General features: G+C 72.9%; 15 protein-coding genes and 1 pseudogene. 10 read left to right on the top strand and 6 right to left on the bottom strand.

Going from position 1 to position 14,590, the window contains the following annotated elements; translation table 11 throughout:
* Positions 1-92 precede the first annotated feature (92 nt).
* The gene (locus tag RWE79_RS30770; RefSeq protein ID WP_475943344.1) at positions 93-866 is read left to right on the top strand and encodes a hypothetical protein; all 774 of its coding nucleotides are present in this window, start codon (positions 93-95) and stop codon (positions 864-866) included.
* An 18-nt stretch (positions 867-884) separates the two neighbouring features.
* Here the strand turns inward: RWE79_RS30770 and RWE79_RS30765 are convergent, their stop codons facing one another.
* Positions 885-1,640: a GntR family transcriptional regulator gene (locus RWE79_RS30765; RefSeq protein ID WP_475943343.1), complete on the bottom strand. Its 756-nt coding sequence runs from the start codon at positions 1,638-1,640 to the stop codon at positions 885-887.
* A 137-nt stretch (positions 1,641-1,777) separates the two neighbouring features.
* Here RWE79_RS30765 and RWE79_RS30760 point away from each other — a divergent pair, with 137 nt between their 5' ends.
* Together RWE79_RS30760 and RWE79_RS30755 are read left to right on the top strand one after the other, a co-directional pair.
* On the top strand, positions 1,778-2,569 hold the full coding sequence (locus RWE79_RS30760; RefSeq protein WP_475943342.1) for a (2Fe-2S)-binding protein: 792 nt from the start codon (positions 1,778-1,780) through the stop codon (positions 2,567-2,569).
* A gap of 204 nt (positions 2,570-2,773) precedes the next feature.
* A complete protein-coding gene (locus RWE79_RS30755) occupies positions 2,774-3,832 on the top strand; it encodes a DUF2637 domain-containing protein (RefSeq protein WP_475943341.1) in 1,059 nt (352 codons plus the stop codon).
* 212 nt (positions 3,833-4,044) lie between these two features.
* On the opposite strand, the gene RWE79_RS30750 is transcribed toward RWE79_RS30755, so the two are convergent.
* The gene (locus RWE79_RS30750; RefSeq protein WP_475943340.1) at positions 4,045-4,470 is read right to left on the bottom strand and encodes an ATP-binding protein; all 426 of its coding nucleotides are present in this window, start codon (positions 4,468-4,470) and stop codon (positions 4,045-4,047) included.
* A gap of 81 nt (positions 4,471-4,551) precedes the next feature.
* On the opposite strand from RWE79_RS30750, the gene RWE79_RS30745 reads away from it, so the two are divergent.
* Complete coding sequence (locus tag RWE79_RS30745) at positions 4,552-5,031, top strand: OsmC family protein (RefSeq protein ID WP_475943339.1); 480 nt, start codon at positions 4,552-4,554, stop codon at positions 5,029-5,031.
* On the opposite strand, the gene RWE79_RS30740 is transcribed toward RWE79_RS30745, so the two are convergent.
* Positions 5,024-6,436 (bottom strand): glycoside hydrolase family 47 protein, encoded by a 1,413-nt coding sequence (locus tag RWE79_RS30740; protein ID WP_475943338.1) that lies wholly within the window; start codon positions 6,434-6,436, stop codon positions 5,024-5,026. The genes RWE79_RS30745 and RWE79_RS30740 overlap by 8 nt on opposite strands.
* 341 nt (positions 6,437-6,777) lie before the next feature.
* Here RWE79_RS30740 and RWE79_RS30735 point away from each other — a divergent pair, with 341 nt between their 5' ends.
* Entirely contained in the window at positions 6,778-7,215 is a 438-nt protein-coding gene (locus RWE79_RS30735; protein WP_475943337.1) for a hypothetical protein, read from the top strand.
* A gap of 4 nt (positions 7,216-7,219) precedes the next feature.
* Positions 7,220-7,994, top strand: a pseudogene (locus RWE79_RS30730) (hypothetical protein); the annotation flags it as partial.
* Here the strand turns inward: RWE79_RS30730 and RWE79_RS30725 are convergent.
* Positions 7,945-9,849, bottom strand: coding sequence for a protein phosphatase 2C domain-containing protein (locus RWE79_RS30725; protein WP_475943336.1), 1,905 nt, complete (start codon positions 9,847-9,849; stop codon positions 7,945-7,947). The pseudogene RWE79_RS30730 and the gene RWE79_RS30725 sit on opposite strands and share 50 nt — an antisense overlap.
* Positions 9,850-10,061: 212 nt before the next feature.
* Between RWE79_RS30725 and RWE79_RS30720 the strand changes: the two genes are divergently transcribed.
* The 4 genes from RWE79_RS30720 to RWE79_RS30705 all read left to right on the top strand — a co-directional run bounded on the left by RWE79_RS30720 (position 10,062) and on the right by RWE79_RS30705 (position 13,853).
* Positions 10,062-11,060, top strand: a complete 999-nt coding sequence (locus RWE79_RS30720) for a helix-turn-helix domain-containing protein (RefSeq protein ID WP_475943335.1) — start codon at positions 10,062-10,064, stop codon at positions 11,058-11,060.
* 93 nt (positions 11,061-11,153) lie between these two features.
* Positions 11,154-11,636: a DUF456 domain-containing protein gene (locus RWE79_RS30715; protein ID WP_475943334.1), complete on the top strand. Its 483-nt coding sequence runs from the start codon at positions 11,154-11,156 to the stop codon at positions 11,634-11,636.
* A 175-nt stretch (positions 11,637-11,811) separates the two neighbouring features.
* On the top strand, positions 11,812-12,678 hold the full coding sequence (locus tag RWE79_RS30710; protein ID WP_475943333.1) for a polysaccharide deacetylase family protein: 867 nt from the start codon (positions 11,812-11,814) through the stop codon (positions 12,676-12,678).
* A gap of 131 nt (positions 12,679-12,809) precedes the next feature.
* Complete coding sequence (locus RWE79_RS30705) at positions 12,810-13,853, top strand: LacI family DNA-binding transcriptional regulator (protein ID WP_475943332.1); 1,044 nt, start codon at positions 12,810-12,812, stop codon at positions 13,851-13,853.
* 9 nt (positions 13,854-13,862) lie between these two features.
* Here RWE79_RS30705 and RWE79_RS30700 read toward each other — a convergent pair whose 3' ends face one another.
* On the bottom strand, positions 13,863-14,297 hold the full coding sequence (locus RWE79_RS30700; RefSeq protein ID WP_475943331.1) for a hypothetical protein: 435 nt from the start codon (positions 14,295-14,297) through the stop codon (positions 13,863-13,865).
* A gap of 104 nt (positions 14,298-14,401) precedes the next feature.
* Positions 14,402-14,548 carry a hypothetical protein gene (locus tag RWE79_RS30695; RefSeq protein ID WP_475943330.1) on the bottom strand — a complete coding sequence of 49 codons (147 nt, stop codon included), beginning with the start codon at positions 14,546-14,548 and terminating at the stop codon, positions 14,402-14,404.
* Between the last annotated feature and the right edge of the window lie 42 nt (positions 14,549-14,590).

The raw sequence follows: 14,590 nt of genomic DNA, 5'->3' as shown, positions 1-14,590 counted from the left end.
GCGCAGCCCTCTTGGCGCGGCACCCCGTGCCGTGCTGAACTTCCGCCACCGGCTCGATGACGCGCTTGGGAGGGCATGTGGCGGAGACCGCCATGTCGGAGGCACAGGTGGCACCGCACACGACGCAGGAGGAGCCGCCCGGCACAGCGCGGCTACGCGCACGCGGCTGCTGGACGGAGGCGGCCCTGCTGCTCGCCCCGTACGCGCAGAGCGCTTTCGGCCCCGCCCTCGCCCGGGCCGCGCTGCTCGCCGAACAGTGCCTGTTCACCCTCACCGGCTGGCAGGAGGCCGAGGACGCGCTGCGCATCGCCGAGGCTCTGGCCCGTACCGACGACGAACGCGGCGAGGCGGCCTGCGAACGCGGGCACCTGGCGTGCCTGGCGACACAGTTCGCCGTACGGGACCGGGCCGACGAGGCCAGTGCCGCGCTGAGCCGCAGTGCGGCGCTGCTGACCCCCGGGGCGCCGGGGCGGCCGCTGCTGGACTACCGGCGGGGCCTGGTGGCGGAGAAACTGGCCGACGACCCGGCGGCCGCGCGGGCCGCGTACCGCAGGGCGCACGCGGGGGCGGTGGCACGGGGCGACGCCCTGCTGACCTCGTTCACCTGGCGTCATCTGGCCGGGCTCGCCGCCCGGGACGGCGAACTGGCCGAGGCCAGGCACGGTTTCGCCGAGTCCTTGCGGATCCGTACCGAGCTGGGCTATCTGATCGGCGCTGCCCCGGCCCTGGTGTCGCTGGCAGGGGTCGACCCCGACCCCGCCGCGGCGGCCCGCCTGCACGCCGAGGCGGCCCGGCTGTTCCACCTGCTGGGAGGAGTGCCCGTCTGGCTGGCCGACGCGCTGGACACCGGCCCGTCCGGCGACTGAGGACGCGCGGCCGGAGGCCTAGGAGGCCCAGGAACCGGCGACGTGCTTGCGCACCAGGGACTCGGCGGTCCTCAGGTCCCCGGTGAGCAGGGCGTCGAGCAGCCGGGCGTGCTCGGTGGCGTCGGCGATCAGCTCGGCGCGCACCGCGCCCGTCCGGCGGGCGGTCACGGGCCACTGGGCGCGGCGGTGCAGTTCGTCCGCGACGGCGACGATCTGGCGGTTGCCGGAGAGTTCGAGGACGGCACGGTGGAAGGCCCGGTCGGCCTCCGCGTAGCCGGCGCGGTCGCCCAGCGCGGCGGCGGCCACCGTGGCCTCGGCGTACGGCCGCAGGGGCTCCCAGTGGTCGGCGGGCACGGTCCGGGCCAGCCGGAGCATCACCGGTACCTCGATCAGGGCGCGGACCTCGGCCAGTTCGGCGCACTCGCGCGTGCTGCGTTCGGTGACCAGGAAGCCCCGGTTGGGCATGGCCTCGACTGCGCCCTCGCTGGCGAGGAGCTGCATCGCCTCGCGCACCGGGGTGGCGGAGACCCCGAAGCGCTCGGCCAGGGCGGGGGCGGAGTAGACGACGCCGGGCTCCAGTTCGCCGGTGACCAGGGCGCTGCGCAGGGCGGCGAGGACCTGGTCGCGTACGGAGTGCCGCTCGGGCATACGGCGCGGCCTGGGGACGCCCGGCGGCTCCGCGCAGGGATGCCCGCCCCGCACCTGCTCGGCCCCGCCCGGCGGCAGCGCGGCGCTTTGCGCGGGGCGCCGGGCGGCGCGGGGGCCGTACTCCACGGGGGGCTCCTTCGTAGGGATGTGGGGCACGCGGGTCGCTGCGCGGCGCGCCGTTTCTATTGGACCACTCCAATGGAGCAGCTCCGAGTGAGTAAACGCATATTCTACTGGATAAGGTAAGCCTTACCTCGCTCTCGATGCCCTCGTGGACGGTCTCCATGCACCTTGCCGCCTCCGTCTCCCCACTGGCCGGCGCCTACACCCGCCTCGCCGCCGTCCTCCCCGATCTCCGGGTGACCGAGGAGGAGCCACGGACGGGCGAGGGATGGATCACCGCCCGCCAACTCGCCGACGGGGGCGCCGGACTCGACTCCTTCCTCGCCTGGGACGACGCCCAGATCCTCCGCGACCACGGCAGCCGGGCCCGCCCCGACGTCATCGCGGGTTTCGGGCTGCACCGCTACGCCTGGCCGGCCTGCCTGCTGTTCACGGTCCCCTGGTTCCTGGCCCGGCGGGTGCCGCACCTCACCGTCGACGACGTCTCCTTCCACCGCGCCGAGGGCCGGATGACGGTCCGTCCGCGCGGCTTCAGCTGCCTGCCCGACGATCCGGCCGCCGGCCTCCCGGACGCCACGGCCGTCCCGGACCCCGAAGGGCTGCGGGCCGCGCTGCGCACCGCCGTCGCCGGCCATCTGGCGCCCCTGCTGGACGCGTTCCGGCCCCGCAGCCGGCGCGGTTCCCGCGCCCTGTGGGGGATGGCCACCGACGAGATCACCGAAGGGCTCTGGTACGTCGGCCACTTGCTCGGCGAGGAGGAGCGGGCGATCGCCGAACTCTCCCTGCTGCTCCCGGGGTCCACCCTGCCGTTCGTCGGCCGCGCCGGTTTCCGCGACAACGATCCGGACCGGATGCGGGACCGGATCTCCTGCTGCCTCTACTACACACTGCCGGGTCAGGAGACTTGCGCGACCTGTCCGCGGACCGTGTGAACACAAATCTCACACACAGCTAACGCAACTGTTCTAAACAAGAGCCTCAGTTCGAGTATTCTGTCTGCCTCGCACCACGCCACCCCTCCGTTGGCGTTCTCTTGTCCCGAAACCGCTTCACGCGCCCGAGGCGTTCGCCAAGATGTCGCGCGTACGCCGTCTCGCGGCCTGAGCGCGACGGTACGGACGCTAGGATTTCGCACGATGAGACTTACAGACATATCGCTGGACTGGACGCTCTCGGGCGCCGTGGGCCTGGCGGTCGCCGCTGCCGTCGCGGTCTTCTACCTGCGGAACCGCCAGACCCGTACAGAGGACTCAGGGGACTCGTGGGAGCGGTCGGAGGATCGCCGCCGCAGGAAGGAAGCCATATACGGCAGCGCCTCGTACGTCCTGCTCTTCGCGTGCGCCTCGGTCGCCGCGGCGCTGTCGTTCCACGGCCTGGTCGGGTTCGGCGAGCAGAACCTCGGCCTGACCGGCGGCTGGGAGTACCTGGTGCCGTTCGGCCTGGACGGCGCGGCCATGTTCTGCTCCGTGCTCGCCGTACGTGAGGCCAGCCACGGCGACGCGGCCCTGGGTTCGCGCATGCTGGTCTGGCTGTTCGCCGGCGCCGCGGCCTGGTTCAACTGGGTCCACGCGCCGCGCGGTGGCGGCCACGCGGGCGCGCCGGAGTTCTTCGCCGGCATGTCGCTGTCCGCTGCCGTCCTCTTCGACCGGGCCCTCAAGCAGACCCGCCGGGCCGCCCTGCGCGAGCAGGGGCTCGTCCCGCGTCCGCTGCCGCAGATCCGCATGGTCCGCTGGCTGCGCGCGCCCCGCGAGACGTACGGCGCCTGGTCGCTGATGCTGCTGGAGAACGTCCGCACCCTGGACGAGGCGGTCGAGGAGGTCCGCGAGGACAAGGCCCGCAAGGAGCAGGACGCGATACGCCGCCGCGACCACGAGCGCCTGGAGCGCGCCCGGGTCAAGGCGATAAGCCGTCAGCACCGCATCTGGAACCGTGGCGGAGGACGTCAGGTCGAGCTGCCCGCCGGATCCTCCGGCAGCGGCCAGACCAACGCGGAGCCTGCTATAGAAACCTCCTCGCCGGACGCAGCCGAACTCCCCATGCGCTCCCGTCCGGCTCTGTCGCCGGTACGCGGTGAGTCGCCGCGCACCACCGGTTCCACCACCATCGACCTCACGGCGGAGGACGACACCATGACCCTGCCGAAGCTCGACTCGCTGGAGCGCAAGCTGGCCGACCTGGAGCGCCAGTACGGCTGACATCCCGGCACCGCGAAATCCGTTCCACGGGCCCCGGCGACCATCTGGTCGGCGGGGCCCGCGCGTTCCCCGGTCACGGCCCCGTTCTCGTACGACTACGGCGAAGGCAACAGGCGACCGACCGGACGTCACGAGGCGATGTCCACCGAGACCTTGCCGACCGCGCCGCTCTCGTCGTACGAGAACAGGGCCGCGCGGGCGGCCGCCCGTTCTCAGGCCGCGTCGATGCTCAGCTCGAACCACACCACCTTGCCGGTGCCCTCCGTGTGCACGCCCCACGCGTCGGCGAGTGCCTGGACCAGCAGCAGTCCCCGCCCGGACGTCGTCTGGTCCCCCGGGGCCCGCAGTTTCGGATGCCGGGACACGAAGTCCCGTACCTCCACGCGCAGTCGGTGGCAGCGGTGCGCCTCGGCGGAGAGCGTCGCGGTCAGCTCGGCGCCGTGTTCGGTGTGCTGGAGCGCGTTGGTCACCAGCTCACTGGTGAGCAGCTCGGCGGTGTCGGCCAGTCCGGGCACCCCCCAGCCGCGCAGTGCCTCCCGCAGCACCTTGCGCACCTCCGCCACCGCCGGAAGGTCGGCGTGGCGCAATAATCGGCGGAGCTGCCGCCCCTGAGCGGCCTCCGCAGGCTGACGCTCCATCGGCTTCGCTCCGGCCGTGTCCGTCGTACCCCCATCGAACATTCTCGCGGGATGCATGCCCAGCCTCTACGCTGTCCAGTCATGCCCGACATCACCAAGGCGCACGCGTACGCCACCACCGTCACCTGGACCGGCAACCGCGGTACCGGCACCAGCGGATACCGCGCTTACGACCGTGCTCATGACATTACTGCGGACGGGGTGCCGCCCATCGCCGGCAGCGCCGACCCCGCCTTCCGCGGCGATGCCGCCCGCTGGAATCCCGAGCAACTGCTGCTGGCCGCGCTCGCGCAGTGCCACATGCTGTCCTACCTGCATGTCTGCGCCGTCGCGGGGGTCGTCGTCACCGCCTACACCGACCGGGCCGAGGGCACCATGACCCAGACCCCGGACGGCGGCGGCCACTTCACGGAGGTCGTGCTCCGCCCGCACGTCGAGATCGCCGACGCCGCCCTGGCCGACACCGCCGCCCGGCTCCACGAGGACGCCCACCGGGTGTGCTTCATCGCCAACTCGGTGAACTTCCCGGTCCGTCACGAGCCCGTGGTGACCGCTACCTGAGCCCCCGCAGCACATTGCCCTCGGTGCTCAGGTAGTTGTCCCGGTAGTCGAAGCGGGCGGCCTTCGCGAAGAGCAGGTAGTAGTACTTCATGTTCTCGCTGTACCAGTACCCCGGCGTCAGGTCACCGAGCCGCATCGGACGCGTCGTCACGTTGTCGACCACGGTGTACCCGCGGGCCACCTTGCAGTACCGCCGCTGCCGGGCGTACATATCCCGGGCCCGCGCCCGGTAGCGGTCCCGGCCCGTCGCCAGCCACAGGAACAGACACGAGTCGACGTACTCCGGGCGCAGCGGATACGCCGGGCTCAGCGCGCGCATCGTCCGGTAGTCCAGGTACTCCGGCGGCAGCCGGAACTTCTCCAGCACCCCCGCCCACGCGTCGTGACAGCGCTCCCCGTCCCTCAGCCGGCCGCTCTGCGCGAGCAGCCCCGCGTAGAAGGCGGTCAGCTCCGACTGGCAGTGGCCGGTCGGCCGCCCGGTGTGCATGTCCGCCTGCCGGAACCACAGCCGCCCGTCCCGCCGTTCGGCCAGCCGCTCGAAGACCGCCGCCGTCAGCCGGTCGTACCAGGCGCGCAGGTCCCTGTCCCCGAACAGCTCCCAGCCGTCCCACAGATACTCGTAGAACGAGTCGACCGGCGGATCGAGGGTCGCCGTCCGGCCGACCCACTCCCCCGTCTCGACATTGAGGGTGGTCCCCACCAGATCGATCCGCGAGCGGCGCTCGTAGACCGCCCGCAACGCCCTCTTGGCCGCGTCGTAGTACGTGTGGTCCCCGGTCAGCCGGCTCAGCTCCCCGAACTCCGCGATGCAGGTCCCGATCTCGGCGAGCGGCGCCTCGGCCCCGCCGACCTCACCGGTGGCCAGGTTGACGTACCGGTAGGGCGCCCCGGTCGCCGACTTCCGGAAGGCCGGCAGCAGCCGGTCGGCGAGCTCGCGGGCCCGGTCCAGGAGCACGGACTCCTTGGTGGCCGCGTACCCCGACAGCAGACCCCCGACGAGCCGGATGATGGCCTCGAAGACCTGCACCGGCGCCCGCTGGTCCAGCCGGAGGTCGTTCCTGACCCAGGAGACGGCCGTGTCCAGTTCGCTGTCCAGCTCCATCAGGTACAGCGTGTCCAGCGACTCCACGATCGTCAGTCCCAGCGTGCCGCCCGGGATGAAGAAGTCCGAGCCCTGTCCGCTCACCGGCCGCAACTCGTCCCGTCCCCAGGCCACCTGGCGGTACGCGTCCCACGCCGTACGGAACTCGGTGACCACGTCGGCGCCGAGGGCGGCATAGGGATCCGGGGTCGCCGCGGAGGCGGAGCCGGCCCCCGCGGTCAGGGCGGCGGCAGGCGTCAGCGTGGCGAGCCCACCGAGCAGCCTGCGCCGGGTGAGTCCGCCGGGGCGCACGTGTTTCGTCATACCCCGCAAACCCTTCACCCCTGCCGGGCGTTACGGGGTGGGCCTCGTTTGCCTCGGAGGCCGGTGCCACCGCCCCCGGCGGCTTCAGAGCCTGCGTCCCGACCCCGGCCGGGCGCCCACCGCTCCCCCGGCCTGGCGGCCGGGCGGGGGCTCCGCTGCGAGGACCTTCCGACGCCCTGCGATCGGCACGGCACCGGACGACGTCCGCCGACCCGCCCCAGGGTTACGGAACTCCTTCACCGGGTCGCCCAACGTGATCGCCCGTGCCGGCGCACACAGGCGGACCGCGTGGAGGGATAACTCGTATCGCCGCAGGCGGCAGCGCGTCCAGCCTGCAGGTCATGCATCAGGATCGAAGGCGCGACCGGCGACCGGTTCGCCGCGTGGGGCTGGTGCGGGCCCGGCACCGGGCTCCGACCTTGGCCGTCGAGGGTGCTGACGTCGTGATCGTTGGCTATTTCTCCGGCAGGCAGAAGGACTTTGCCGCGTTGATGGACACGGCGGCCCAGGAGGTGACGAAGCGCGGTGCACGGGTCGCGGGTCGTATCGTGCAACGGCGTGGTGTCTCGGACGGCGGGGCCGGGAAGATGGCCCTGCCCTATTCCTCGCGGACTCTCCTGAGCTACGGAAAGGTCCGTGAAGCAGCCACCCTCTGTGACCAGACCAATGCCGACGCGGCGGTCTTCCTGGCCTCTCTGACAAAGCGCCAACGTCGCGTGCTGACAGCGATACTCGGCTGCCCCGCTGTGAGTCTCGCCGATGCTCCGCCAGCTGACTGAACACTGTCCGACCGCGCGCGGGGACGAACGGTACGAGCTGGTGGACGGGTTGCTGTGTGCGGACAGGCCGGTGAGGGTGCCGGTGGACCTGACCCTGGTGGCCGAGCACCGACGCGGTCACGCCTCCTGGTGCCAGCTGCTGGACGCCGTGCGCCTGGGTCCGGGCGACGACGTCGCCGAGGTCACCGCCGCCCAGGTCCGCCGGATGGTCACCGGCCGGTACGGAACCGCCCTCGCGATGGTCTGGGACCACGTCCGCCCCCGCCTGACGGCAAGGTCCGCATGGATCGACCACGCCGGTGAACTCCCCGTCATCGAGAGCACGTTGATTCACCTTCAGGCCGACCGCCTGCCCGGCGGCAACGACGCGCAGCGTGCGCCGGCAGGCGTTCCTGTGCGGGTTCGACCTGGAACACACGTTCCCCATGATCAAGCAGACGCTCGGCTGGACCCGTCCCAAGCTCCGTACCCCCGAAGCTGGTGACCGCTGGACGTGGCTCGTCATCGCCGCCCATACCCAGCACCGGCTCACGCGTGAGCCACGACCGATCGCCGCCGCCCCCGGGAGAGGCCGACCGAGCCCGCACGACTCACCCCAGCCCGCGTCCGCCGAGGGTTTCGGAAACCTCCGTCCGCACCTGCACTGCCCGGCCCGGGAAGACCACGTGGCTCCAGGAAGCGCCATCCCGCATCAGCGATGCGCGAAGCCTCAGAGGTTGAACGACAAGCTCAGCCCTCCCAGACGGCGACCGCCGTACGGTCGTCCGCGTAGCCCTTGACGCGGGTCTGGGTGTCGCCCAGGAACGCGGCCAGGCCGGGCGGCCGTCCGCTGCCCCAGCGGCGTACCAGATGGGCGGTGAGGCCCGGCTCGCCCCGAAGGGGTTCGGCGAGGCCCCCGCTGCAGAGCAGCAGGGTGTCACCGGGCTGGGCGACGGAGGCGCGGAAGCGGAAGCGTATGGCGGGCTGGCCCGGGATGCGGTCCTCGGGTTCGCCGTCGTCGGAGCGCAGCGGCTCCAGGTCCTGCCACTCGCCGGCCCGGATGCGGAAGAGGCCGCCCTCCCCCGCGCCGAAGAAGAGCCGGGTCCGGCACTCCGGGTCGGCGGGGAGCAGCAGGCAGCGCAGGGAGGCGGTGTACTGGGCGGGGTCGAGGGCGAGTTCGCCGGCCCGCGCACGGAGGCGGCCGTAGCAGCGGTCGGTGAGCCGGTGCAGGCCCGACTTGAGCGAGCCCCGGCGGGAGGCCCGCAGATCCTCGGCGAGGCGGCCGTGGCTGCGGCCGACCGCGCCGGCGATCCACCGGCACGCGTCCTGCGCGGCGCGGTGGGCCACGTCGGAGGCGCGCGGACCGCCGGCGACCGCCAGCAGCAGCAGGGCGTCGTCACCGGCGCCGAAACGGGCCGCCAGGAGCGCGTCGCGCCGGGGTTCGCCGCGGTAGCGGGCCGAGTCCCCGCGCACGGAGGCGCTGCGCACCGTCAGCACGCCGTATTGCGCGCCGTCGAGGACGGTGTCGGGAACGAGGTCGTCCAGGCGCCCGGGATCGGCCAGCGGCCAGGCGGAGGGCTCGGGTTCGTACGTGGGCGGCCCGTCGCCGACGTACCCGGCCCCGGCCGCTCCCGCCGGACGCCCCGGGCCCGTCTCGGCCGGCGCCCACCCGGGCGGCAGCCCCGGAGTGGGCCCCGGAGCCGGCGGCGGTGGCTCCACGGGAACGCCGCCCCACGGCCCGTCACCCGACGCGGTAGGCCCGGCCGGAGCCCCCTGATACTGCCAGGGCCGCAGCCCCGGCACGCTCTCCGCGCCCCGCGCGGCGGGCACACCCTGGCCGCCCTGCGCACCGTGCGGCCCCTGCGCATCCCAGGCGTCGTGGGCGGGCGCACCCTGCACGGCATCACAGGCAGCGTGCGCGCCCTGCGCAGGATGCGCGCCCTGCGCACTTCCGGTGTCACTCGCGCCCTGGGCGACACCCGAGCCCCGCGCATCCCGGACATCGTGGGCGCCCTGCGCATCCCGCGCGGCGGAGGTGTTCTGCTCGGCCTGGACGACGTGCGCGCCCTGCGCACTTCCGGTGTCACTCGCGCCCTGCGCGACAGGCAGGCCCTGCGCACCCGAGGCATCCCGCGCGCCCGGCTCGGCGGGCGGACCCTGCGAACTCCAGGTGCCGTGGGCAACCGGCGACCCCTGGGCATCCCGGCCGCCCTGCGCCCCCACGGTGCCGCTCGCGCCCTGGGCGGCACTCGGGCCCTGCGTCCCGGCAGCGTCGCTCACGCCTTGCGCGACGTGCGAATCCTGACCGCCCTGCGCATTCCCGGCGTCGTGCGCGACGGGCGGGCCCTGTACGTCCTGGGCGTCCTGGGCGTCCTGGGCGCCCTGCGCAGGGTGCGTGCCCTGCGCCCTCAGAGTGCCGCTCGCACCTTGGGCGCCCCCGGCATCCTGGGCGTCCAGGGGCAGGTGGGTGCCCTGCCCGCTCCGGGCGGCTTGCCCGCTCCCGGCGCCTTCGGCGCCCATCGCGCCGAGAGCCGAGGCGTAGCGGTCGTCGACCGTGTCGCCCCGGTCCGGAGCGGCCGGCTCCGCGCGCTCGCCGTACAACTGCCCCCACCACTCGTCCTCTTGACGGTGGCCGGTCTCCCCCTGCTGGCTCATGCCCCTATTGTCCACCGCGACACGCGGGAGGAAACCAGGAAACGCCAATGGCCCGACGGGCGGCCGGCCCCCTCCACGGGCCGCACGTCGGACGATTTGGTAGAGCTACCTTGCCAGGACATGGGTTCGAACAGCGATGATGTCGGCGGCGGGATTGCGCCATGGCTCATTTCCGCCATTTCTTGATCGCCCAAGCACCGGAAGGGGTGGCCGTGCTCGGCGCCATTGGACTGGACGAGGACCAGGAGTCGGCCTACCGCGTCCTGGTGGGGCTCGGCGCGGCCGAGGCGGGTGATCTGTCGCACCGGCTCGGCCTGCCGGAGGAGGTCACCGTACGCGCGCTGCGGCTGCTCGAACGGCAGGGCCTGGTCGCCCAGTCCACGGCCTCCTCGGCCCCTTCGGGCCGCTGGGTGGCGGCTCCCCCGGCGGTCGCGCTGGCCGCACTGCTGACCCAGCGGCGGCACGGCCTGGAGCAGGCGGAGCTGGCGGCCTCGCTGCTGGCCCAGGAGTACCGGGCGGAGGCGGAGGAGTCGCAGGTCCACGACCTGGTGGAGGTGGTGACCGGGGCGAGCGCGGTCGCCAACCGCTTCACGCAGCTGCAGCTGGGCGCGGAGAAGGAGGTCTGCGCCTTCGTCACCGGCGTTCCGGTGGCCGTGACGGGGGTGGAGAACGTCGCCGAGGAACAGGCGTCGGCTCGCGGGGTCGCGTACCGGGTGGTGGTCGAACGCGAGGTCATCGCCGGGGCGTCCGGCATGGCCGAGCTGACGGCGGCGCTGGGCCGGGGCGAACAGGTGCGGGTGATCGAGCGGGTGCCGACGAAGCTGGTGGTCGCGGACCGTTCGCTGGCGATGGTGCCGATCGCCCGCAACACCGTCGGCCCGGCGGCCCTCGTGGTGCACGCGAGCGGGCTGCTGGAGTCCCTGATGGGACTGTTCGAGGCGGTGTGGCGGGACGCCGTGCCGCTGCGCCTGGATGCCGTCGGGCTGCCGGCGGAGGAGCACCGGGGCGACCCGGACGGCGTCGATCTGCAGATCCTGTCGCTGCTGCTGGCCGGGCTGACCGACGCCAGCGTGGCCAAGCAGCTGGACCTGGGGCTGCGTACGGTGCAGCGCCGGGTGAAGCGGCTGATGGAGATCGCCGAGGTCACGACCCGGCTCCAGCTCGGCTGGCACGCCTACGAGCTCGGCTGGGTGGCCCGCGACGGCCGGTGAGGGCCGGTGAGGGCCGGTGAGGGCCGGTGAGGGCCTTGACGGCGGGGGAAAAACCAGGGGCCGCGGTGGTCGCCCTTCCGGCACAGTGGGCGCATGGGGACCGCACAGCTCGCCCTGGTCGGCGTCGTGATGCTGCTCGGCCTGCTGGGCGTGCTCGTGCCGGGAGTACCGGGTCCCCTGGCGTGCTGGGCGGCCGTGCTGTGGTGGGCGAGCAGCGAGCACACCACGCTGTCGTGGGGCGTGCTGGCCGCGGCGACCGGGGTGCTGCTGCTCAATCTCGTGCTCGAACTGCTGCTGCCGCCCCGCTCGATGCGGGACGCGGGCGTGTCGCGGCAGGCGCTGTTCACGGCCGGGGCGTCGGCCATCGGGGGCTTCTTCGTGGTGCCGGTGGCCGGGGCGGTCATCGGTTTCGTCGGCGGGCTGTACGCCTTCGAGCGGGTCCGGCTGGGCAGCCACGGCGGGGCGTGGGCCTCGACGCGCACCGCGATGCGGGCGGTCGGTCTCGGGTTGCTGGTCGAGCTGTTCGGCTGCCTGCTGGTGGCGGGGGCCTGGCTGGGCGCGTTGGTGGCGAGCTGACCCTCGTACCGCCAACGGCAAACGGTCAACGGCCCCACGGTCAACGGCCCACGACTGCGTCGTCCGGCCGTTTGTGCGAGCTCGGTAACAGAGCCGCGCGGAAGGATCCATACCGCGTTCCCATCCGTCCTCTCCTGAGCGACACCAGCACGGAGAGCACACGGGAGCGGGCGACATGGCACGAAACAGCGGCATACGGGGGACCCACCGGCGCGAGCGGATCGCGGTGGTGGCGGCCATGACGGCGGTGGCCTGCCTGGCCACCCTGGCATCGGTGTGGACGGCGCAGGCCGGCGAGGATCACGCCGCCACGCCCACCGCTCCGCGCACCCCTCGCGCCACGCAGGCCCCCGCGCACGCCGGGGCGGGAAAGACCTCCCCGGCCCGTCCGATTCCCGGTCAGACCTCGACCCCGGACCCGCAACTGCCCGCCCCGCGCGTGAACATGGACATCGCCCACGCCTCCGACCACGGCGCGCACGCCGTCAACATCACCATCGACGACGGCCCGGACCCGGTCTGGACCCCGCGGATCCTCAAGGTCCTCAAGGACAACGGGGTGAAGGCGGTCTTCTGCATGATCGGCCCGCAGGCCGCCGCCCATCCCGCGCTGGTGAAGCAGGTGGTGGCGGCCGGGCACCGGCTCTGCGACCACACCGTCTCGCACAACACGGGCATGGCCACCAGATCGACCGGCTACCAGTCCCGGGAGGTGCTGCGGGCCGCGCGGCAGATCACCGCCGCCTCGGGCGGGGTGAAGCCGCTCTACTACCGCGCCCCGGGCGGCGCCTTCACCCCGTACAGCCGCCAGTTGGCCGCCGCCCAGGGCATGCGGCCGCTCGGCTGGAACGTCGACTCCAAGGACTTCGAACGCCCCGGCACGGCCGCGTTGGTCGCCACCGTCAAGAACGAGGTCTCCAACGGCCCGACCATCCTCTTCCACGACGGCGGCGGCAACCGCGCCCAGACCGTGGCCGCGCTGCGCGAACTGCTGCCCTGGCTGAAGCAGCACGGCTACGGATTCGGCTTCCCGGTGCGCTGACCGAGGGCCTGGCCGTGCGCTGATCCGGCGGCCGATGGGGGAAAGGCGGGCGAGACGGGTGAGAGCGCTCTCTCTCCCTCTGGCCACGGGATACGCTGTCCTCGTCCCGGAGATCCGGAGGGGAGCCCGACGTGACCGACCGTACCGCCGCGCCACGCCCGACGCTCGAAGCCGTCGCCGAGCGGGCCGGGGTCTCCCGGGCCACCGCCTCCCGCGTGGTGAACGGCGGCGCGGGTGTGCGGGCACCCCTGGTGGAACGGGTCCAGGAGGCGGTCGCCGAACTCGGCTATGTACCGAACCAGGCCGCCCGCACCCTGGTGACCCGCAGGAACGAAGCCGTCGCCGTCATCGTCGCCGAGCCGGAGACCCGGGTCTTCACCGACCCCTTCTTCGCCCAGCAGCTTCTGGGCATCAGCCGTGAACTCACCGCCCACGACTCCCAGCTCGTCCTGCTCCTGGTCGAGGGCACCGAGGACTACGACCGGCTCGGCCGCTACCTCGGCGGCGGCCATGTCGACGGCGCGCTGGTCTTCTCCCTGCACGCCGACGACCCACTGCCCGGCATCATCCGCCGGATCGGTCTGCCCACCGTCTTCGGCGGCCGCCCCGGCTGGTCGGGCGCGGAGGGCGACCGCAGCATCCTCTACGTCGACTCCGACAACCGCGGCGGCGCCCGGGACGCCGTACGCCACCTGGTCTCCCTCGGCCGCGAACGCGTCGCCACCATCACCGGCCCGCTGGACCAGACCGCCTCCGTCGACCGCCTCGACGGCTACCACGACATCCTGCTCGACTCCGACTCCCGCCTCGTCGCCGAAGGGGACTTCTCCGCCGCCGGCGGCGAGCGCGCGATGGCCCTGCTGCTGGACCGCGCGCCCGACCTGGACGCGGTCTTCGTCGCCTCCGACCTGATGGCCACCGGCGCCCTGCGCGTGCTGCGCGAGCGGGGCCGCCGCGTACCCGAAGACGTCGCCGTCGTCGGCTTCGACGACATGGCCACCGTCGCCGAGGCCACCGATCCGCCACTGACCACCGTCCGCCAGGACATCGAGGGCATGGGCCGGCTGATGGTCCGCCTGCTGCTGCGCGGCCTGGAACCCTCCGGGGACGGCACCGGCCGCCCGCTCTCCTCGGTGATCACGCCGACGCGCCTGGTGCGGCGCGCCAGCGCGTGACCGGGCCGTTCACAGCCCGCCGTACTCCTTGATCACGCGACGGGTCTGGGCGAAGAGCATGCCGACGTTCACCGAACGCCGGCAGACCACGACCGCGACCACGTCCTCGTTGTGGTTGTTGCGGACGAACAGGTGCGTCAGGTTGTCGCTGTTGACCAGGATCTCCTGGAAGTAGTGCTGATCGCTGCTGATGCCGCGGCGCTCCTTGAAGACATCCTCGATCATCGTGACGTTGCGCCCCTGGAAGATGTCAAGGGTCGCCCCGGCCAGGAGGTCCAGCACCTCCGGGGGATGGCTGTCATTGGTGTCGAAGGACAGCAGCATGCCGGTGGCCATGTCGACGACGCCCGAGGCCAGGCACTCGGGTACTTCCTGCCGCAGGCTCTTGACCAGCAGCATCACCCGGTCCGACAGATTCTGCGTGCGTTTTCCGGTGGTGCTCATGAGGCTCCCGAGATCGATGGGGGAAAGGGTGGGGTCCGCCGGCGAAGGGCCGACGGGGCCGGCAGGAGTGTCGGGGCCGTCCGGGCCGTCCGGGCCGTCCGGGCTCACCGCGGCGGTTCTCCGGAGCGGACCGGGATCGCGTCGATTCCCCCGTCGCCGGGTACGGCTGTCGGCGCGGCGTCACCGATCACGTATTCGGCCGCACGGTCTCCCGCCGAAGGCGTCTCACGGGCCGGCACATTGTGGTTCATGCACACCAGTTCCTTTCACGATGGTTTCCCGCATGGCGAAAC

It is taken from the genome of Streptomyces sp. RLA131, assembly GCF_056270125.1.
The sequence above is the reverse complement of the archived record's forward strand: the minus strand, read 5'-3'. Positions and strand labels throughout refer to the sequence as shown.